The sequence below is a fragment of the Saccharothrix sp. ALI-22-I genome (assembly GCF_001984175.1).
Taxonomy (GTDB): Bacteria; Actinomycetota; Actinomycetes; order Mycobacteriales; family Pseudonocardiaceae; genus Actinosynnema.
The window spans coordinates 27,867-46,849 of record NZ_MTQP01000067.1; the positions used below are offsets into that span (position 1 = coordinate 27,867).

General features: G+C 70.0%; 20 protein-coding genes. 5 read left to right on the forward strand and 15 right to left on the reverse strand.

Annotated features, from left to right (window positions below; translation table 11 throughout):
- Window positions 1-29 precede the first annotated feature (29 nt).
- The 3 genes from ALI22I_RS32415 (at window position 30) to ALI22I_RS32425 (ending at window position 1,888) form a co-directional block, all read left to right on the forward strand.
- Window positions 30-764, forward strand: coding sequence for a CAP domain-containing protein (locus ALI22I_RS32415; protein WP_143532553.1), 735 nt, complete (start codon window positions 30-32; stop codon window positions 762-764).
- Between the two features lie 28 nt (window positions 765-792).
- Window positions 793-1,287 (forward strand): hypothetical protein, encoded by a 495-nt coding sequence (locus ALI22I_RS51400; protein WP_179118442.1) that lies wholly within the window; start codon window positions 793-795, stop codon window positions 1,285-1,287.
- A gap of 133 nt (window positions 1,288-1,420) precedes the next feature.
- Window positions 1,421-1,888 carry a hypothetical protein gene (locus ALI22I_RS32425; protein ID WP_077009392.1) on the forward strand — a complete coding sequence of 156 codons (468 nt, stop codon included), beginning with the start codon at window positions 1,421-1,423 and terminating at the stop codon, window positions 1,886-1,888.
- Here the strand turns inward: ALI22I_RS32425 and ALI22I_RS32430 are convergent, their stop codons facing one another.
- On the reverse strand, window positions 1,889-2,419 hold the full coding sequence (locus ALI22I_RS32430; RefSeq protein WP_077009393.1) for a GNAT family N-acetyltransferase: 531 nt from the start codon (window positions 2,417-2,419) through the stop codon (window positions 1,889-1,891).
- Between the two features lie 69 nt (window positions 2,420-2,488).
- Between ALI22I_RS32430 and ALI22I_RS32435 the strand changes: the two genes are divergently transcribed.
- Window positions 2,489-3,592, forward strand: coding sequence for an NAD(P)/FAD-dependent oxidoreductase (locus tag ALI22I_RS32435; RefSeq protein ID WP_077009394.1), 1,104 nt, complete (start codon window positions 2,489-2,491; stop codon window positions 3,590-3,592).
- Window positions 3,593-3,673: 81 nt separating this feature from the next.
- On the opposite strand, the gene ALI22I_RS32440 is transcribed toward ALI22I_RS32435, so the two are convergent.
- Entirely contained in the window at window positions 3,674-4,351 is a 678-nt protein-coding gene (locus tag ALI22I_RS32440; RefSeq protein ID WP_077009395.1) for a response regulator, read from the reverse strand.
- Between the two features lie 255 nt (window positions 4,352-4,606).
- Between ALI22I_RS32440 and ALI22I_RS32445 the strand changes: the two genes are divergently transcribed.
- Window positions 4,607-5,038 carry a MarR family winged helix-turn-helix transcriptional regulator gene (locus ALI22I_RS32445; protein ID WP_077009396.1) on the forward strand — a complete coding sequence of 144 codons (432 nt, stop codon included), beginning with the start codon at window positions 4,607-4,609 and terminating at the stop codon, window positions 5,036-5,038.
- A gap of 31 nt (window positions 5,039-5,069) precedes the next feature.
- Here ALI22I_RS32445 and mutM read toward each other — a convergent pair whose 3' ends face one another.
- The 13 genes from mutM to ALI22I_RS32510 form a co-directional block, all read right to left on the reverse strand.
- Window positions 5,070-5,927: a bifunctional DNA-formamidopyrimidine glycosylase/DNA-(apurinic or apyrimidinic site) lyase gene (mutM, locus tag ALI22I_RS32450; RefSeq protein WP_077009397.1), complete on the reverse strand. Its 858-nt coding sequence runs from the start codon at window positions 5,925-5,927 to the stop codon at window positions 5,070-5,072.
- 10 nt (window positions 5,928-5,937) lie between these two features.
- A complete protein-coding gene (locus tag ALI22I_RS32455) occupies window positions 5,938-6,174 on the reverse strand; it encodes a hypothetical protein (RefSeq protein WP_077009398.1) in 237 nt (78 codons plus the stop codon).
- Window positions 6,175-6,181: 7 nt separating this feature from the next.
- The gene (gene rnc, locus ALI22I_RS32460) at window positions 6,182-7,006 is read right to left on the reverse strand and encodes a ribonuclease III (RefSeq protein WP_077009399.1); all 825 of its coding nucleotides are present in this window, start codon (window positions 7,004-7,006) and stop codon (window positions 6,182-6,184) included.
- Window positions 7,007-7,036: 30 nt separating this feature from the next.
- Entirely contained in the window at window positions 7,037-7,219 is a 183-nt protein-coding gene (rpmF, locus tag ALI22I_RS32465) for a 50S ribosomal protein L32 (RefSeq protein WP_015104500.1), read from the reverse strand.
- Between the two features lie 2 nt (window positions 7,220-7,221).
- Entirely contained in the window at window positions 7,222-7,809 is a 588-nt protein-coding gene (locus ALI22I_RS32470) for a YceD family protein (protein WP_077009400.1), read from the reverse strand.
- 115 nt (window positions 7,810-7,924) lie between these two features.
- The gene (locus tag ALI22I_RS32475; protein ID WP_077009401.1) at window positions 7,925-8,641 is read right to left on the reverse strand and encodes a DivIVA domain-containing protein; all 717 of its coding nucleotides are present in this window, start codon (window positions 8,639-8,641) and stop codon (window positions 7,925-7,927) included.
- A gap of 87 nt (window positions 8,642-8,728) precedes the next feature.
- Window positions 8,729-9,157 (reverse strand): ribonuclease domain-containing protein, encoded by a 429-nt coding sequence (locus ALI22I_RS32480; protein ID WP_077009402.1) that lies wholly within the window; start codon window positions 9,155-9,157, stop codon window positions 8,729-8,731.
- Window positions 9,158-9,221: 64 nt separating this feature from the next.
- Window positions 9,222-9,704: a pantetheine-phosphate adenylyltransferase gene (coaD, locus tag ALI22I_RS32485; RefSeq protein WP_077009403.1), complete on the reverse strand. Its 483-nt coding sequence runs from the start codon at window positions 9,702-9,704 to the stop codon at window positions 9,222-9,224.
- Window positions 9,705-9,758: 54 nt separating this feature from the next.
- Window positions 9,759-10,325 (reverse strand): 16S rRNA (guanine(966)-N(2))-methyltransferase RsmD, encoded by a 567-nt coding sequence (gene rsmD / locus ALI22I_RS32490; RefSeq protein ID WP_077009404.1) that lies wholly within the window; start codon window positions 10,323-10,325, stop codon window positions 9,759-9,761.
- Between the two features lie 21 nt (window positions 10,326-10,346).
- On the reverse strand, window positions 10,347-11,042 hold the full coding sequence (locus ALI22I_RS32495; protein ID WP_077009405.1) for an SDR family NAD(P)-dependent oxidoreductase: 696 nt from the start codon (window positions 11,040-11,042) through the stop codon (window positions 10,347-10,349).
- Window positions 11,039-12,118, reverse strand: a complete 1,080-nt coding sequence (locus ALI22I_RS32500; RefSeq protein WP_077009406.1) for an MBL fold metallo-hydrolase — start codon at window positions 12,116-12,118, stop codon at window positions 11,039-11,041. Before ALI22I_RS32500 ends, ALI22I_RS32495 begins: the two co-directional genes overlap by 4 nt.
- A gap of 180 nt (window positions 12,119-12,298) precedes the next feature.
- Entirely contained in the window at window positions 12,299-12,607 is a 309-nt protein-coding gene (locus tag ALI22I_RS32505) for a hypothetical protein (RefSeq protein WP_077009407.1), read from the reverse strand.
- Window position 12,608: 1 nt separating this feature from the next.
- Window positions 12,609-18,722 (reverse strand): PA14 domain-containing protein, encoded by a 6,114-nt coding sequence (locus tag ALI22I_RS32510; protein ID WP_238598700.1) that lies wholly within the window; start codon window positions 18,720-18,722, stop codon window positions 12,609-12,611.
- Window positions 18,723-18,983: the final 261 nt, after the last annotated feature.

The following is an 18,983-nucleotide window of genomic DNA, read 5'->3' on the forward strand; positions in this document are numbered from 1 at the left end:
TTCACCCGTTAGTGGTACGGTGCGCGACCGTGACAGCACGGCGCGGTAACCGATCCGTGATCGGCGGACTCGTCGGCCTGCTCCTCGGCGCGGCCGGTGCGACCGGTGTCGCCATGGCGAGTCCGGAACAGCTGGCCCCGTTCATCGGGGAAAGCGCAGCACAAGGCCGGGATTCCGACAACATCGGCGTCGGTGGAGTGGGTGGCGTCGGCCGGCCCGCTCAGAGCGGCGAGCCCGAAATCCTGCCGACCACCATCGAGCCTCCGTCGTCGCCGGAGACCACCGCCGAAACGACGACGACCACCACCGAGACGACCACCACCACGACTGAGACGACGACCACACCGCCGTCGGAGCCGTCCGTCGAACCCACCACGACCACCGCGCCCGCCGACGTGCCGCAGGCCCAGCAGGTCGTGAACCTGGTGAACGAGGCGCGCGACCTGGCCGGCTGCAAGCCGCTGGAAGTGGACGCCCGAGTGGTCAAGGCCGCGCAGGGCCACAGCACCGACATGGCCGAGCGCGGGTACTTCTCGCACACCACCCCTGAGGACGTGGACTTCGCCGCGCGGATGCGCGCGGCGGGCTACCCGAGCCCCGGCGGGGAGAACATCGCCATGGGGCAGCGCTCCGCCGACCAGGTCATGCGGGCCTGGATGAACTCCGACGGGCACCGGCGCAACATCCTGAACTGCGGTTTCACCACCATCGGCGTGGGCCTGGACACCCGCGGCTGGTACTGGACGCAGAACTTCGGCTGGTAGAGACCTCAAGCAGAACTTGGGAGAACCGTTGTACGAGACCCCGGAGCCCGAGCGCCCCCGCCTGCGCGTGTCCCCACACGTGCTGTTGGCCGCGTCCGGTGTCGCCGTGTCGACGATCTTCGCCACCGTCGCCTCGCTGGCGGGCGCGACACCGGCCGCCTCGTCGGGCGAGGAGGTGCCGCGTCAGGACGTCGTGAACCGCAACACCCTCACCACGACGCCACGCGACTCGTTCGGCCCTTCGGTCACCCTGACCACGACGACGGAGTCCACCACCACGACGACGGCCGAGACCACCGAGACGACGACCACCTCCCGTCGTACCCGCGTGACCACGGTGACCAGGCCGGACGGCACCACGACGACCACCGTGGTCGACGACGACCCCCCGCCGCAGCCGACCACGACGAAGCCGCCCGTCGTCACGACCGTTCCGACGACAACGACGACGACCGTCGCGCCGACGACAACGACCACGACGGTGCCGGTCACCACGACGACGACGGAGCCCGAGCCGACGTAACGAGGTCGTCCGGCAGGGGTAACGGTCCTCCACACCATCGTGTGGAGGACCGCTCGAACGATGAGGTGCCCGGCGCGATCCGCCGATAACTCGAACACGTGACCATCCATCCGGGTCTCCACAGGGAGATGGTGTGTTCGAGGAAGATCATCATGCGGCACCGAAGAAGAAGCTCTCCTCGGTGGTGCTGCTGGCCGCGGGCGGCGCTGTCGTCGCCACCGTGATGGCCACCCTCGCGTCGGTGCTCGCCACCGGCGCGCCGATGGCCGGCCCACCGCAACCGCGGGCCGAGGCGACGTCGATGAACGGCCTACCGCACGGCAGCACGGCCACGGTGGTGGTCACGGTGTCCACTCACGTGCCCGCCAAGCAGCGCCGCGAGGCGGCCGGCTCGAAGCCGGAGGACTCGAAGTCCGAGGACTCAAGGCCCGAGGACTCGATGCCGGAGGAGCAGGCGCACCGGATGCCGGAGACCGCGACCGCGACGTCGTCCGAGCCGCAGCCCGTCACCCAGCCGCCGAGCAACCCGCCGACCTCCTACGACCCGCCGACGTCGTCCTCCTCGTCCACCACCACGGCGACGACGACCGACAGCCCGTAGCTACCAGACGTCGCCGTCACGCCAGTCGCAGGTGAGGTCCCCGGACAGGTCGAGCGGCGCCACCGGCAGGACGAAGATCGCGTCGTCCTCCTCCTCGGTGCGCTCGACCCCGGCGGGCGTCAGCACGAACGTCCTCCCCCGCCACCGCTGCCACCCACGCGCCGCGTAGAACTCCAGAGCGTCCTCCGACGCGCTGAGGGCACCGAGGGGGTACGCACCGCGCACGACGTCCTCCAGAGCCGCCATCACCGCCGCGCCGACACCCTGGCGGCGGCGGTCCGCCCGCACCCCGACACCCTCCACGTAACCGGCCCTGAGCGCCCGACCTGCGTGGATCAACCGGCGCTGCACCACGGCCCCGTGGCCGACCAGCTCGTCGCCGTCCCAGACCAGGGCGTGCACGCCGCCCAGGCTGTGCTCCCAGTCCTCGTCGCCGAAATCGCCGTCGAACGCCTCGTCGAGCAGCTTGCGGACCGTAGTGAGCGTCGCCGCGGGCACCTGCCAGGTGTGGAGCACAGAGACACGTGACACGGTTCACACCCTATTCCCGTCACGACCACCGCCCCCGTCTCGCTCCCCCTGTGACGAAAGGACGGGGACATGACAGAGCACATCGTGGTGGTCGGTGCGGGTTACGCGGGGTTGGCCGCGGCCAAGCTGGCGGCGAAGTGGACCGATTCCCGGGTCACCCTGGTCAACGCGCGGGACCGGTTCGTGGAGCGGGTCCGGCTGCACCAGTTCGTAGTGGGGCAGCCGATGCGCGACCTCCCGCTCGAAGACCTCCTGAAAGGCACCGGCGTCGAACTGGTGGTGGACCGGGTGACCGGTATCGACGCCGACACCCGCAAGGTCCAGCTCACCGGCGGGGTGCTGGCCTACGACCGGCTGATCTACGCCCTGGGCAGCCACGCGAACCTGGACGGCGTCCCGGGCGCCGCCGAGCACGCGCACGCGGTGTCCACCCGGGATGACGCCGAACGGCTGGCCGTCGCCCTCAAGAACGCCCGCACGGTCGCCGTCACGGGCGGTGGGCTGACCGGCATCGAGGCCGCCACCGAGCTGGCCGAGTCACGCCCGGACCTCGACGTCGTGCTGGTCACCGGCGGCGGGTTCGGCCAGGCCCTGTCGGAGAAGGGCAGGCGGTACCTGACCAAGACGTTCGACCGGCTGGGCATCCGGGTGCGCGACCACGCGAACGTCGCCGAGGTCCGCGCCGACGGCCTGGTGCTCGACACCGGTGATCTGATCGCGGCCGACACGGTCGTCTGGACGGCCGGTTTCCGCGTGCCCGACCTGGCGGGACAAGCCGGGTTCGAGGTCGACGCACGGGGTCGCATGGTCGTGGACGAGAGCCTGACGTCGATCTCCCACCCGGACGTCATGGCCGTCGGCGACGCCGCCGCGATCAAGCGGCACGACGGCCTCGAACTGCGGATGGCGTGCGCGACCGCCCTGCCCACGGCGCAGAAAGCCCTGCGCGGCCTGGCGAAGCGGCTCAAGGGCGAACAGCCCGGTCCGCTCGACTACCGGTTCTTCAACCAGTGCATCAGCCTGGGCCGCCGGGACGGGTTGATCCAGTTCGTGCACGCCGACGACAGCCCGAAGGAAAGCATCCTCACCGGGCGGCTGGCGGCGCGCTACAAGGAACTCGTCGTGCGCAGCACGATCGTGTTCGAGCGCCACCCCACCATGCCGCTGAGCTGAGCCCGCAAAGCCCTACTCGCTCAAGCTCGATTCCCCAGGGCTGGATTTCCCAGGGCTGGATTTCCCAGGGCTCGATTCTCCCTAGAGCTCGAACCGGTACCCCATCCCCGGCTCCGTCACCAGGTGCCGGGGATGCGCGGGCTCGGGCTCCAGCTTGCGCCGCAGCTGGGCCAGGTAGACCCGCAGGTAGTGGGTCTCCTTCGCGTACGCGGGCCCCCACACCTCCTGGAGCAGCTGTTTCTGCGCCACCAGCCGCCCCCGGTTGCGGGCCAGGATCTCCAGCAGGCCCCATTCGGTGGGCGTCAGGTGCACTTCGACACCGTCCCGGCGCACCTTCTTCGCCGCCAGGTCCACGGTGAACGACGCCGTCTCCACGACCGCGTCCCCGCCCTCCACGACCGCCGAACGGCGCACCGCGGCACGCAGCCGGGCCAGCAGTTCGTCCATCCCGAACGGCTTGGTCACGTAGTCGTCGGCGCCCGCGTCCAACGCCTCCACCTTGTCCGCGGAGTCGACCCGCGCGGACAGCACGATGATCGGCACGCTGGTCCAGCCGCGCAGGCCCGCGATGACCTCGGTGCCGTCCAGGTCGGGCAGCCCCAGGTCGAGCACCACCACGTCCGGCTTGCCCTCGGCCGCCGCCTTGAGCGCGGCCGTGCCGTCGTGCGCGGTCAGCACCGAGTAGCCGCGCGCGGAGAGGTTGATCCGCAACGCCCGCACGATCTGCGGCTCGTCATCGACCACCAGCACCTTTGTCACGCTGAGACACTACGCCGAGCCCTCTCGCCACGACCGTGCCCGACTACGTTCGGCGAACTTCCTGACGCCCCCTTGATGGGCGTACGAACACCTTTGATGCCGTTTTGACGACCCCAAGTCCGCATCGGTGCGGAAAGGGGTGAGTACATCCGGGTGCGAATGAATCCGTTTACTGGACAGCCGTACTGCGAAAGTGCGAATGTCCTGTCCGAATTCGGACACTTGCTCACTCACGGTGAGCGACGAGGAGGTCTGATGACCACCAGTATGACTAATCAGGATGCGTTACAACTCGTGGTCGCCGTGCACCGGCTGATCCGGAGCCTGCGCCAGTCCTCGTCCGTTCGGCGGCTCCAGCCGACCCAGCTGCTGGTGCTCGCGGAACTCGCGTCCCAGGGACCGATGCGGATCGGTGAGATCGCGGTGCGGGCGCTGTGCTCGCAGCCCACGGCGACAACGGTGGTGACGGGCCTGGAGTCCGGCGGTCTGGTGCGGCGCGAATCCGATCCCGCCGACGGGCGGGCCACCATCGTCGAGCTGACCGTCCTGGGGCGGGACACCATCCTGTCCCTGGCGCACGGCGAGGCGGAACTGCTGTCCGAGCGGCTTGCCCAGCTGTCGGCCGAGGAGTACGACTCGTTGAGGTCGGTCACCCCGCTGTTGCGCAGGCTCGCCGACCCGCGCTGAGCCGGCGTGAGCCCGCGTGGCCCGCGCGTGATCAGCCGCGAGGACGTGGCTGGCAGCGCGGGCACGAGTACGAGGAGCGGTTCATGAACGGCTCTCGCCTGATCGCCGTCCCGCACCGCCGGCACGGCTCGTTCTCCTGCCCGTACACGGCCAGGGCCCGGTCGAAGTAGCCCGATTGGCCGTTCACGTTGACGTAGAGCGCGTCGAACGACGTGCCGCCCTCACCCAGCGCCTCGTACATCACCCCGGTGGCGTGCGCCAGCAGCTCGGCGGCCTTCGGCCGGGTCAGCCGGTCCGCCGGACGCAGACCGTGCAGCTTGGCCCGCCACAGCGCCTCGTCGGCGTAGATGTTCCCGACACCGGACACCAGCGTCTGGTCCAGCAGGGCCCGTTTGATCTCCGTGCGCCGTTTCCGCAACGCCGCGATCGCCGCGTCCGGGTCGAAGGCCGGGTCCATCGGATCACGCGCGATGTGCGCCACCGGTTGCGGCAGCGGGGTTCCGTCCACCTCGACGATGTCGGCCAACGCCAGACCGCCGAACGTGCGCTGGTCCACGAATCGCAGTTCCGGGCCGTCGTCGGCGAACCGGATCCGCACCCGCAGGTGCTTCTCGTCCGGCGCGTCGACCGGCTGGACCAGCATCTGGCCGCTCATGCCGAGGTGCGCGAGCATCGCGTCGCCGCCGGACAGGTCGAGCCACAGGTACTTGCCGCGTCGACGCGCGGCCTCCAGTCGCTGACCGGTCAAGCGCACGGCGAAATCCGCCGCACCGGTCAGGTGACGGCGGATCGCTCGTGGGTGGAGGACCTCGACCGCGGCGACGGTCCTCCCGGCCACGTGCTCGTGCAGACCTCGGCGGACGACCTCTACCTCGGGCAGCTCGGGCACGGGCGGGTGATCAGTCCTCGGAGTCGCGCTCGGCCGCGGCGGCGGCCGCCTCGGCCTGCTCCAGCTCTTCGAGCATCTCGTACGCGGCGGCCTGCGGCTTGGTCGGCTTGAGCATCCAGCCGCCCGCCTGGGCGGTGTCGCGCACGAGGACCAGGCCCTGGATGCCGCCGTTGCGGCTGGCGTTCAGCGGGCGGGAAGGACGCGCGTGGCGCGCGCGCCGGTTCGTCCGGACGTTCGTGGCATACATTTCGGCGTCAGTCTTCCTGAGTAGGTGCAGCCTGAGGTGAAGCCTGGGGTGGAGTCTGTGCCGTCGCCGAGTTGGGTGCGTGGCCGTTCCCGGACGCGCCGGTTTCCTCGGCGCGGACCCGTTCGTGCAACACGCGGTAGGCGGCCTCGGCCGCCTTCTGCTCGGCTTCCTTCTTCGTGCGCCCATCGCCAGTGCCGTAGGCCTGACCACCGACGAACACCGTCGCGGTGAACTCCTTGCGGTGGTCCGGGCCCTGGTCGTCCACCCGGTACTCGGGTACGCCCAGACCTGCCGAGGCGGTCAGCTCCTGAAGACTGGTCTTCCAGTCCAGCCCGGCGCCTCGCAGCGGCGCTTCCGCCAGCAGCGGGTCGAACAGGTGGTGAACCAGTTGACGCGCGGTGTCGATGCCGAATTGCAGGTATACCGCGCCGATGACGGCTTCCAGGCCGTCCGCGAGGATGCTCGCCTTGTCCCTGCCGCCGGTCAGCTCCTCGCCGCGACCGAGCAGGAGATGCCCGCCCAACCCGTCGTCACCCAGGCCCCGGGCCACGCCCGCCAAGGCGTGCATGTTGACCACGCTCGCGCGGAGCTTGGCCAACTGCCCCTCGGGCAGTTCCGGGTGCGCTTGGTACAGGTGGTCGGTGACGACGAGGCCGAGCACCGCGTCGCCGAGGAATTCCAGTCGCTCGTTCGGCGGCAGACCGCCGTTCTCGTACGCGTACGACCGGTGTGTGAGTGCGAGCGTCAGCAGCTCGGCGTCCAACGGGACGCCGAGCGCTTCGATCAACGGGGCGCGGTCGGCAGAGCGACCGCGCGACGACCTACCCCCCACGATTCGCCGCTACCTTCGCCAGAGGAGGGATCAGGCCGGCTGGACGACCTGGCGGCCGTCGTACTGGCCACAGGCCGGGCAGGCGACGTGCTGCGGCTTCGGCTGGCGGCAGGCTCGGTTCGAGCAGGCCACCAGGTGCACGGCAGCGGTCTTCCACTGAGCGCGGCGCGAGCGCGTGTTCGAGCGCGACATCTTCCGCTTCGGGACGGCCACGACTAGTTCTCCTCTGGATTGTCACGATTCCCGTCGAACCGCTCTTGAAGTGCGGCCCACCGGGGGTCAATCGTCTCATGCCCGTGGTCGGGGCCGAGATCAGCAAGCTTTCCGCCGCAGTCGACGCACAGCCCGAGGCAGTCCGGCGAGCACAGCGGCACCTGTGGCAGCGCGAGCACGATGGCGTCGCGCACCACGGGTTCGAGATCGAGCAGGTCGTCGTGCAGACGACTGACCTCGTCCTCTTCGGTGGTCTCATCGGTGGAGCTGTGCGGGTACGCGTACAGCTCCGTCAACTCCACCTCGACGTCCGCGGACAACGGCTCCAGGCAGCGCGAGCACTCCCCTTCAACCACCGTCGCGGCCGTGCCCGTCACGAGCACGCCCTCGACCACCGATTCCAGCAGGAGGTCGAGCTCGACGTTGCCCCCGGCCGGCACCTCGATCACGCCGGCGAGGCCGAGGCCCGCCGCGGGCACCGTCCTGCTCAACCCGCGGCTGGAGCCCGCACGACGCCCGAGGTCCCTGGTGTCGATGACCCAGGGCCCGGTCGCTGTGGGACGCGCGGAGGCGTGACGATGCTCAGACATGATGTTTGGTGTGCCGGCGCGGACCTACCACGACCAGCCGGTCAAGGGTACGGGACAACCGGCGTCGGCGTGAAATCGGCAGGTCGGACAGTGTTCGGTCGAGTCTCACTTGGTCCTAGTCGTGGTAGTCGAACGGTGCCGCGGCGCTCGCCACGGCCGGGCCGCGCAGGTGCGAACGGCCCTTCCCGACACTACGCAGGGTGTGGGCGAGCAGGTCCTCGAAGTCGGCCAGCTTGCTGTCCACGTACGCGTCGCACTCGTTGCGCAGCCGGATGGCCTCCGTCTGGGCGGCCTCCAGCACGCGCGCCGACTCGGCGTGCGCGGCCTGCACGACCTCGGTCTGGTCGACCAGGCGCACCTGCTCCGCCCGGCCCTCCTCGATCGCGCGCTCGTAGTTGGCCCGGCCGGCCTGGACCATCCGGTCGGCCTCGGCGTGCGCACGGCCCACCAGGTCCTCGTACTCCTGGCGGCCCGCGGAGACGGTGCGCTGCGCCTGGTCCTCGGCCTCGGCCACCATCCGCTCGGCGCGGGCACGCGCCTCGGACAGCATCCGCTCGGCCTCGTGCTGCGCCTCGGCGACCATCCGCTCGGCGTCGGCACGGGCCTTGCTCAGGCTCTGGTCCGCGTCGTGCTGGGCCTTGCCGACCAGCTCGTCGCGGTGGTCCAGCACGTCCTGCGCGTCGTCCAGCTCCGCGGGGATGGCGTCGCGCACGTCGTCGAGGAGTTCGAGCACGTCACCGCGCGGCACGACGCACCCGGAGGTCATCGGCACGCCACGCGCTTCCTCGACGATCGTGACCAGCTCGTCGAGAGCCTCGAACACCCGGTACACGTCACACTCCTCGCGCCCACAGCAGTACCCGTCCTAGTGTGCCCTGTCGATCTCGTCGTCGCCGGGAGATCGACAGGGCGTGTCCGGCTACCGGGTGATGTCCACCAGGACGAAACTCGCGTAGTGGTCGGCCGTGTAGAAGTACAGCTTCGGGGTCGCGTTGCCGGTCACGATCCGCCGCGCGCCGCGGGTGGAGACACCGGGCGTCTTGACCGTGTACTCCTTGTAATAGCCGGTTGAGCAGGCCGGGAGGATGCCCTCGCGGTTGTAGAAGGTCTGGTTGTCCTGCGAGTACGGGTAGGGCCCGCCGCGCTGGATCAGCCGGACGGTGTCGGTGGCCTGGGCGGGCAGGCTGGACAGGGTGACCTTGCGGAAGCCCGACGTATCACCACAGGCCGCCTGAGCTGCGAGGACAGGCTCGACAGCGGAGGCCGCGGCGGACGTGGCGGACATGCCGGCGAGAACCAGCAGCAGGGAGAGCAGCACCTTGACGGTGCGCGATGTGATCTCGCTCATGGTCTTGAACGTAACCACACCGAGTGACACTTGGGCAGTGGCTGAGTTAACCAGGTGTGACCGGTCAGCGACTCTCAGCGAGCCGTGCGATGAGCCGGTCCTTGATGGTGGGCGGCAGCAGGCTGGTGACGTCGCCGCCGTAGGTGGCCACGTCCTTGACCAGGGAGCTGGCCAGGAAGCTGTAGATGGGGTTGGTCGGCATGAACAGCGTCTCGACGCCGGTGAGCTGGTGGTTCATCTGCGCCATCTGCAGCTCGTAGTCGTAGTCGCTGACCGCGCGCAGGCCCTTCACGATGGCCTTGATGTCGTTTTCGAGGCAGTAGTCGACCAGCAGACCGTGCCAGGCGTCGACGCGGACGTTCGGCCACTGCGCGGTGACCTCGCGCAGCATCTCGGTGCGCTCCTCGACCGAGAACAACGTCTTCTTGTTCTTGTTGATGAGCACGGCGACGACGACTTCGTCGAAGAGCTTCGCCGCTCTGCCGATGATGTCCAGGTGTCCGTTGGTGGCCGGGTCGTAGGAGCCGGGGCACACGGCACGTGTCATGGTTTCGGACGGTAGCACCCGATCGGACGCATCCACTCAAGCGCGTGGTCCGCATCACCCGGTGGCGTCAACGTGTTCGGCCCAATGCAGCGCTGTGTCGCCATATCGCTTGCTGCGCAAGGATTCCACGGCGCTTGGCCAGATCGGTTCAGGGCTGCGCGCGCCGCGTTCCACGATGATCAGCGAGCCCGGTTTCGTCCAACCATGGGTGACCAGCGCGGCGAGGAGCCGGTTGAGCTGTTCGTCGGTGACCGCGTAGGGCGGATCGGCGAAAACCACGTCGCACGGAGCGTCCGGCGCGGTGGCGACGACGGCCTCCGCAGTGCGGTTGAGAACCGTCGCGCCGGGCAGCGCGACCGTTCTGGCGTTGGTCTTCAAGACTTCGGCAGCCCGCTTGTCCGATTCCACGAAAGTGGCCTTGGTCGCCCCCCGCGACAGCGCTTCGAAGCCGAGCGCGCCGGAACCCGCGTAGAGGTCGAGCACGGTGGCGCCGTCGAGGTCGAAGAGCGCTTCCAGCGAGCTGAACAACGCCTCGCGGACGCGGTCGGACGTAGGTCGGGTGCCGCGTGGGGGCACTTGCAGTCTTCGGCCACCGGCGGCGCCCGCGACGATCCTGGTCACCCCGTCATCGTCCCATCGGCGTCATCGCCCGAGGTGCGCCCCACCGTTGACGGCGACGACCTGGCCGGTGATGTGCCCGGCCTCCGGCGAGGTGAGGAACGCCACGGTCGCGGCGACATCCGCGGGCGTGCCGGCCCGTCCGTTGGCGGTCTGCGCGACGAGCGTGCTCCGCCGCTGCTCGGACATGTCGCCACCGAAGAACTCGGTGTCCTCGACGAAACCCGGCGCCACGACGTTCGCGGTGATACCCCGGTCCCCGAGCTTGAACGCCAACTCCGCCGTCCACGCCTCCACGGCCGCTTTGGCCGCGCCGTAGCTACCGCCACCCCGCCTACCCGCGATGGAACCGACGGTGACCACACGTGCCTGCTCGCTGAGGCGCGGCTGGAGGGCCGTGGTGACGAGAACCGCGGTGACGACGTTCGCCTCGTACATCGCGAGCCACTGCCCTTTGAGGTCGTCGCCGCCAACCAGGCCGCCCGCGTTGTTCACCAGGACGTCCACCCGCTCGGGCAAGTGCTCCAAGGCGGCGTCAACGGCCTCCGGATCGGCCGCGTCGAACGCCACCGCCCGCGCGCCGATCTCGTCCGCCGCCTGCTTGAGCACGTCCTCACGGCGTCCGGTGATCACCACGTCCAGGCCGCGCGCGACCAGTTCCCCGGCGATGGCCCGCCCGATACCCGTGCCGCCGCCCGTGACCACTGCCGTCCTCGTCATACGAGTGCCTGCCACCATCCGTCGACCGCCGGGGGTTGATCCACATCGATCCTCTCACCGGGTCGCGGAACGGCAAGCGGGATTTCGTGCGCCTTGGCCTCCCGCCACACCCGGTCCACGGGCTCGGACCAGTCGTGGAAGGCGAGGTTGAAGGTGGCCCAGTGGACCGGGATCAGCAGACCGCCCTGAACGTCGCGGTGCGCGGCCACGCCTTCCTCCGGCGTCATGTGGATATCCGGCCAACCGGGCCCGTACGCGCCGATCTGGATCAGCGAGGCGTCGAACGGCCCGTGCTGCTCACCGATCCTCTTATAGCCGTCGAAGTACCCCGTGTCACCGCTGTAGTAGACGCGGTGCTGCGGCCCTTTCACCACCCACGACGCCCACAACGTGTTGTCCCGCTGAAAACCCCGACCGGAGAAGTGCTGAGCCGCAGTGGCGGTGAGCGTGACGCCGGCCACCTCGTGCGACTCGTCCCAGTCCAGTTCGACGATCCGGTGCTCCGGCACCTTCCACCGGCGCAAGTGCGCGCCGATACCGAGCGGCACCACGAAAACCGCTTCCTGGTCCTTGGTCAACGCACGCACCGTAGGCAGGTCGAGGTGGTCATAGTGGTCGTGCGAGATGACCACCGCATCCACTCGCCCCACCTCGTGCAACTGGTGCGGCACCGGGTGCAACCGCCGAGGACCGACCACTGGGGACGGTGAACACCGATCGCTCCACACCGGGTCGACCAAAACACGCGCACCGTCGATCTCGATCAACGCCGACGCGTGCCCGTACCAGGTGATGTGCAACCCGTCCGACGTGCCCGCAACCGGCGGCACCAACGGCACCTCACCTGCCGGGTGCCGCTGCTGCCCACCGAAGAGCATCTCCCGCAACGTCCCGGCAGCCCCGTCCGGCACCATCCGGGTCTGCGCGGCGTTGCGGAACTTCCCATCGCGATACTGCGGCGACCGCCGCACCCGCTCACCGTCGGGCTTACCGCCCAACGCCGAGGGCACATCGCGTGCAGCCCAGGCAACGGCCCCGGCCGTGAGGGCGAGCAGTGCAGCGGTGACCTTCTTCATGCCTCCTCCAACGCCAGGCCCGACGACCCGGTTCCCACCGGATCACTATGTGGCGGCGGACACCCACGAGCCCGTCGCGATCACTCGCCGGGCCGGACACCGTCATGGTGTCCGGCCCGGAGGAGTGCCCGTGTCGACCGCCGGGGGCCGGGTCGCGCCGGACCCGGCCCCCGGCGGTCGTCAGCCGGCGAAGTGCTCCGCCTCGATCGCCGCCGCGCGGTCGACGGACAGCCAGGTGAGCGAGAGCGGCTGCCCGTACCAATCGACCACGCCGCGCTCCAGCTCGGCACCGGTGTCGTAGTCCGCCGGGTCGGCCCGGTCGGAGTACTCCCACTCGCCGTCCTCGGACCGGATCACCAGCGCGAGGTCCACCGAGGGAGCCCGCTCGCCGGACACCTCGTCCACCCCGTGCCACTCCCGGACCATCAGGTAGCCGGTGCGACCCCGGGCGTCCACGACCGACGCGATCCGACCGCCGTATTCCGCCACCTCACCACCACCTCCTGTTGTTGACGTGGTAGTTGTTGGTCATTTTGCCCTTGCTGCCGGAGCGTGACTCGAAGTTGGACTGGTAGCCCCACTTCTTGCCCTTGTACGCGGGCGGCCGGTACTGGCGCAGGCCGTTCTTCGAGAACAACCGGTAGCCGGTGTCGGCGACCCGCTTGGTGGCGCCGCGCCCCACCCACATGCGGCCGGCCAGCCAGGTGGTCGCCCGCGTCGCCCGGATGCCGCCGCTGAGTCCGGAGGCGGACTTGGCCGCGCGGACGATCCGGTACGCGCGGTACGCCCACGCCGCCGCGCCCAGGCCCGGGATGAAGCCCGCGACGGTCAGCGCGATCTCGACCTTGTTGTTCTTGACGAACTCCTTCGTCTTGTTCCACAGCTTGCCCCAGTCGGGCCAGCGGCCGTCGATGTCGGTGTCGTTGACCGGATCGCCGTTGACGTAGTCGTAGTCGTTGGCGCTGCCGCCCTCGACCGGGTCCACGGACAGGAAACGACCCAGCAGCGGGCTGTACGGCCGCGCGCCCATCTGCACGACGGACAACCCGCCCGCGTGCTCGTGGAGTCGCTGGTGCTGTCCGAGCCACCCGTGGTCGGCCTGCCCCGGCAGGTTGTCCGGGACCTGGTCGGAGTCGACCGCTCCGGCCGCGCCCAGCGGCTCGCCGAACGGGGTGTAGCCCAGCAGCGGGCCGACCTGCTTGCCGTCCGCGCCGGTGGTGAGCACCAGGTCGCCGCGCACGGTCGGGTGGTCCACCGATGCGGTCACCGCGCCCGGCTTCCAGGTGTGGAGGACGCCGCCGGGCAGGCTGATCGTGCGGGACAACAGCTTCTTGTCACCGCCGGCCAGCGCGAGGTCCGCCGTGTCACCGGCGCCGGTGTAGCCGTAGAAGAGATCGGTCTGCCCGTCGCCCGCCGCGGTGCTGCGGCGGGTGATCCGATCAGCGGCGTCCCGGACGTACGTCACGTCGGCCGGGTCGGCGCCCGTCGTGCGCACCGCGACGTTGCGGTCCGAGCTGTCCCACGTGAAGGACGTGGTGGAGCCACCGGCGGTGTACTGGGTGGTGTTGCCGTGGTCGTCGTACCGGACGTCGCTCACCGCGGTGGCGCCCACGGTGCCCAGCAGCCGGTCCGCCGCGTCGTAGCAGTACCCGGTCTCCGCCACGCCGGCCGCGGTCTCGTCGAGCAGGCGCACCCTGTTGGTGTTCAGCCCGGCGTCCGCCTTGGCGCCGACGGCGCACCCGGCGGGTGCCGACGAGGCGAAGTCGTAGGTGTAGTGGTGCCCCGCCGCCCATGCCTCGGTCAGCCTGCCCACGGCGTCGTAGACGTAGTTCGGGCCGTTGGGACGCGCGTCCACCCCGGCCAAGGACTCGTCCACGATCGTGCCCGCACGTGTCCTGGTCACGTTCGACACCACCGACACGCCGTCGCTCGTCCGCCACGTGTGGGACGTGGTCGCACCGGTGTCGTCCCGGCCGATCGCGGACAGCGAACTGCCGTTGGCGTAGGTCACCGACGCGGACTCGCCCGCCGTCGTGTAGGTGACCGTGGCCAGTGTCGTCGTGTCCAGCGCGACGGTCGTGAGCCGCCCCGCGTCGTCGTGGCCGCGCTTGAGTTCCTGCGGCGCGTCGGCGGGGTTCGGCGGGAAGACCTTCTCCGCCAGGACCCGGCCGGCCACGTCGTAGGAGGTCTCCGTGCGGACGCCGTTGGCGTCGGTGTACTCGACCACCCGGCCGAGCAGGTCCACCCTCGTGGTGACGGTGCCGACGTGGTCCGACACGGACGTCACCAACGGGTCGCCGTCGACCGCGAAGTTCGTGTCGACGACCCGCTCTCCCGCGGACCCGACGGCCGGGTACTTGACCGACACGACCCGGTCGCGGACGTCGTAGGTGGTGCACACCCACTGGCCCGACGTGCCCTTGGCCGCGACGCGGCCGGACGCGTCGAACACCTGCTCGTCAACGCGCGCCGCCCCCGTCGCGGGTGCCGCGGAACGCGTGGTCCGGGCCATGCCGCCCTGGTTGACCGGGTCCGCTGCGGGCGTGCACGGGTTGTCTCGTGCTTCAGTGTCGCCGTAGTACTCGTAGGTGGTCGTCCCACCGTTGGGCGCGCTCTTGCCGGTCTTGCGCAGGTACCCGACGCCGACCGCCTCGTACGTGCTGCGCGTGGTCAGGCTGCCGGTGCCGGTGGAGGTGACGAGGCCGAACACGGCGTCCGACCCGTTGCCGGTGTAGGCGGTGGTGGTCGCCTGGTCGGGCACGCCCGCCGACTCGCCCTCGACCGTGGAGGTGGTGAGGCCGTAGTTCGGCTTGAGGTACTGGCCGGGGACCGGTTCGTACACGCCGTCGGGTGCCCGCCGCCAGTTCAGGTGCAGCTGTCCGGGGCCCGCGCCGTTGAAGTACTCGATGCGGATGCGGTGCGTGGATCCGGCGACGGTGTTGTTGTAGTCGCCCTTGGCGGGACGCGAGCCGCCGTCGGCCCACATGTCCACGACGAGGGTGTCGTCGATCCACATGCGGGCGCCGTCGTCGACGTGCAGCTCCATGTTGTAGTTGCCCGCGTTCGGGAAGGTGATCAGGCCGTTGAGCCGGATCGAGAACTTCCCGGCCGGGATGCCGGGGCCCGGCGAGGTGGTGTCCGTCCAGTCCGACCGGACGACACCGTCCGCGGAGCCGAGACCGGTCCGGCTGATCTTCGGCGCGCCGATCAGGGCGGCGTTGTCGTAGACCGCGGCCGTCAAGCCGGACAGGCCCTCGTCGTAGTTGGTCCGGGTGTGCGGCACGGTCGCCGCGCACGCCGCCGTGGGCGTCCGGCCGTCGAAGCACGACGCCCGCGCCGGACCGTAGTTGTCGGTCGGCCGGTCCAGCGCGTCGTAGACCGTCGTGGAGACCCGCCCCGCCGCGTCGGTCGAGGTCAGCTTCAGGTCTTTCGGGTCCCAGGTCTGCGAGGTAGTGCGCCCGGTGGCATCGGTGGTGGACAGCAGCCGGTACGCGTCGTCGTAGACCACCTTGCTGAAGAACCCGGTCGCCGGGGTCAGGCCCGCGACGTCGACGTACGTGGTGCGCGGCTCGGGGCCGTACCGGTACGTGTGCCGCGCCCGTTCCCGCCCCGGTGCGGGCACCGGGCTGATCACGGTGAGGGCGTACGGCTTCGCGCCGATGGTGGTGTAGCCGATGCCGGACGAGGCGGCGAAGGCGTCGCGGTTGGCCGGGTCGGCGGCGAGCCAGTCGTTGGCCAGGCTGTCCCGGACCCGGCTGAGCAGGCCGTCGGCGTTGTAGGCGTAGTCGGTGTTCTCCGAGCCCGGGTCCTCGAAGCGGACGAGCCTGCCCTGGCTGTACCAGAGGCGGGTGTCGGTGCCGTCCCAGTAGCTGATGCGGCACAGCATCTGCGTGGGCGGCGCGGTGTCCATGCCCGGCGGCACGGTCACGCCGCCGTAGCAGTCGTCGCCGGCCCGGCCGTAGTGCAGTCGGTGCGAGCGCTGCGACACCGGATCCTTGATTTCGCGCAGGCGTGACGGCGAGCCGTCGTAGACGTTCTGCAACGCGGCGGGCTTGCGCGTGTCGTGGACCGGTGACACCGACTCCAGCTTGCCGTCGGCGCGGAACACGAACGTCTCGGCGCCCTCGACGAGCGTGATGCGGCCGGACGCGTCCAGGGCGAGCACCCCTTCGGCGCCGCTGGGCGCGGTGTAGCCACCGGCGCTCTTCTTGGTGTAGGTGTGCTTGGCGCCCGTGCCGTCGGTCAGCACCACGTTCTGGTCGGTGACCTTGGCCTCGGTGTAGGTCGAGCCGTCACCGTCGAGGTCGGCGGACAGCGTCCACCCCTTCGGCAGCGCGGGCAGGTCGGAGGAGTACAGCCAGTCCGCGGGCACGATCTGCGACGGCACGGTGGCGCCGTCCGTCGTGCGCACGAACAGCCGCAGGTACGCCCACCCGGTCTGCTCGGCCAACTCCACCTTGATCGGCACGCGCTGCCCGGCGGTCAGGTTCACCGTGCCCGCGACGCTCCAGTTGACGTCGGAGCAGCACGGCTGGTCGTAGACCGAGTTGCCGTTGAGCCACACCTTCAGGTGGTCGTCGTGCACGCCGGCGAACTGGTAGGTCCCCGTTGCGGGCGCCTGGAAGTAGCCCTCCCACCGGGCCACGAACCAGTCCTTCGGCAGGGCCGGCTCGAACGGGGAGGTGTCCGCCCAGTCCACGTTCACCTGCGGCTCGGTGCGCACCAGCACGGGCTCCTGGCCCGTGTTGATGTTGCCGTTGTGCGACAGGTCCGGGAAGTAGGACGCCCGCAGGCCCTTCGGCTCCTGCTGCTGCGAGTTGTACGACATCGACACGCCCGCCGAGCCCGCGACGGTGGTGAACGTCGGCGACGACTGCGAGGTCATCACGTTGCCGTTGGCCAGGTTCATGGTCAGCGTGCCCAACTGGTCCACCGGCGCGGGGCCGCGGTCGCCGACGCGCTGGTCGATGCGGAACTTGCGGACCGGGCTGCCGACCATCGCCACACCGCTGGAGGCGTGCGCCTGCCAGGAGTAGGTGACGCCGTCCTGGAGCACCGACCGCGGCACCGTCCACGTCGGACTGTCCAGGCAACCCGAGTCCACCACGACACCGGACTTGGCGTCGACGCCGGTGGCGACCTTGAAGCAGTACTTCACCGGATCGCCGTCCGGGTCCGCCACCGGCGAGACCTGGAGCGTCGGCGCCAGGTGGGAGATCACCGCACCGTCCGCCGGGGCGACGGCCGCCGGCGCCGGCGGGGCGCTGCCCGTGTCCACGGTCAGCGTCGCGCTGAGGTTCTTGTAGGTCCACGTGCCGGCCGACTCGTGGCCGACGACGAGGAACGTGGCCATGTGCTGGATGTCCGCCACGTGTTGCAGGAACGACACCAGACTCGCGCCGGTGAGCGTGCCGACCTGGCCCACCATGCCGGTCGCGAGCAGGCCTCCCACTCCGTTGAAGTCCAACGCGGACGCGTGGTACATGGACGCGGGCCAGGTCTTGTCCGGGCTCAGGGGCGAGCGCTGGTTGTTCACGTCCAGCTTCGCGCCGACGATCCGCTTGCCGTACAGCGACTGGTAGTCGAAGCGGAACGAGCTGCGCCAGTACTTGTCGCCGTTGTCCAGGCTGTTGCCGACCTGCAGACCGCAGTTCTGGCACCAGTAACCGTCGGACTTGTAGGACTCGGCGTAGGCCACGCCGAAGGTGACCGTCGGGTCGACGCTCACCGGGTAGACACGGGCCGGGTCGCGGAGCCACGCCTCGTCCACCGAGACGGTCAGGACCCACTCGTCACCGGACTTCTCCAGCCCGTAGGCGCCGCCGGTGTGGGCCGGGGGCTTGTCCTCGCCACCCGACGAGTCCCACGTCACGATGGGCGGCATCACGATCTTCGGGGTGCCCGACCCGTCCCGCAGCTCCACGGCGCCGTGCCCGGTCACGACCGGCTCCAGGCCACCGGTGCTCAGGGTGAAGCGCCACGACGGCTTGGCGGGCGCCTTCGCCAGGACGATGGTCTCCTTGACCGAACCCGCCGTGACCTCGTACTTCAGGTCGGCGTCCTCGATCACGTCGGCGTACTCGACGGACTTGCCGCCCACCTCGGCCTTCTTGCCGCGCGCGGGCTGTTCGACGCCGAGCGAGACCTTCCTGCCCTCGAACTCGACCGCGATCAGCGACGGGTCGTCGGCGGTCGCGCCGAGGGTCGGCTTGAGCGGGTGGCGCTTGGCCTTCACCCGCCGGGTCGCGCCGTCGACCTCCAGCGTCGGGTCGACCGGGCTCCACCGGCCCTGCTGGTCCTTCACGTTCAGCGGCTCGGTCGACTGCTTGACCGTGCGGGTGCCGTCCGGGTTCTCGTACTCGGTGATGAACGTCGACCGCGACACCACCTTCGACCGCTCCGGGTCGAAGCTCGAACCACCCGGCTGCTTGGCCAGCGGCGCGAAGTCGGCCTTCGGGTCAGCCGCGGCCACCGGCTCGGCGTTCGGCCGCTCGCTCGACAGCGGCGGCAACTCGCGCACGTCGACCGCGTTCGGCTTGTCCGACGCGGCGACGGCGGGCGTGGCCGCAGGTGACAACACACCCGCCGCGAGCGCCGCGATCAATGTGACGGAAACTGTGTTGACAACACTTCTTCGGCGCACGCCAAAGCGCACGCCATGAGTGAACGATTTCACCTAATCCCCCCGGTTACCCCAGGTCAGACAGGCAGGAATGCCTGTGCGCAGCAGAGCATCCCCGACTTGAACGCGATTACACAATAGGCTTTTCGGGGGCAGTGCGAGCACATTGTCCCGCGGCGGGACAAAGACAGTTCTGATTCACCGGACCGCCACTCTTCCGGTGGGAAACAAGCAAGGAGCCGG

What these genes read in the sequence shown, in the direction of transcription:
- ALI22I_RS32480 (WP_077009402.1), bottom strand. Translation starts at nt 9,157, where the DNA reads ATGAGCGAGATCACATCGCGCACCGTCAAGGTGCTGCTCTCCCTGCTG.
- coaD (WP_077009403.1), bottom strand. Translation starts at nt 9,704, where the DNA reads ATGACACGTGCCGTGTGCCCCGGCTCCTACGACCCGGCCACCAACGGA.
- ALI22I_RS32470 (WP_077009400.1), bottom strand. Translation starts at nt 7,809, where the DNA reads ATGTCTGAGCATCGTCACGCCTCCGCGCGTCCCACAGCGACCGGGCCC.
- ALI22I_RS32445 (WP_077009396.1), top strand. Translation starts at nt 4,607, where the DNA reads ATGACCACCAGTATGACTAATCAGGATGCGTTACAACTCGTGGTCGCC.
- ALI22I_RS32435 (WP_077009394.1), top strand. Translation starts at nt 2,489, where the DNA reads ATGACAGAGCACATCGTGGTGGTCGGTGCGGGTTACGCGGGGTTGGCC.
- ALI22I_RS32455 (WP_077009398.1), bottom strand. Translation starts at nt 6,174, where the DNA reads ATGTATGCCACGAACGTCCGGACGAACCGGCGCGCGCGCCACGCGCGT.
- ALI22I_RS32500 (WP_077009406.1), bottom strand. Translation starts at nt 12,118, where the DNA reads ATGAAGAAGGTCACCGCTGCACTGCTCGCCCTCACGGCCGGGGCCGTT.
- ALI22I_RS32495 (WP_077009405.1), bottom strand. Translation starts at nt 11,042, where the DNA reads ATGACGAGGACGGCAGTGGTCACGGGCGGCGGCACGGGTATCGGGCGG.